Annotated in this window: 1 rRNA gene; it reads left to right on the top strand. The window is 54.2% G+C overall.

Going from position 1 to position 262, the window contains the following annotated elements:
* Positions 1-262: ribosomal RNA gene (locus KW829_RS22795) — 23S ribosomal RNA — on the top strand; the annotation flags it as partial.

Below are 262 nucleotides of genomic sequence, written 5' to 3' on the forward strand. Positions count from 1 at the left end.
ACAGACAGCCAGGATGTTGGCTTAGAAGCAGCCATCATTTAAAGAAAGCGTAATAGCTCACTGGTCGAGTCGGCCTGCGCGGAAGATGTAACGGGGCTAAACCATGCACCGAAGCTGCGGCAGCGACGCTTATGCGTTGTTGGGTAGGGGAGCGTTCTGTAAGCCGTTGAAGGTGGCCTGTGAGGGTTGCTGGAGGTATCAGAAGTGCGAATGCTGACATAAGTAACGATAATGCGGGTGAAAAGCCCGCACGCCGGAAGAC

This window comes from Enterobacter sp. ENT02 (genome assembly GCF_019219165.1).
In the GTDB taxonomy this organism is placed as follows: domain Bacteria; phylum Pseudomonadota; class Gammaproteobacteria; order Enterobacterales; family Enterobacteriaceae; genus Enterobacter; species Enterobacter mori.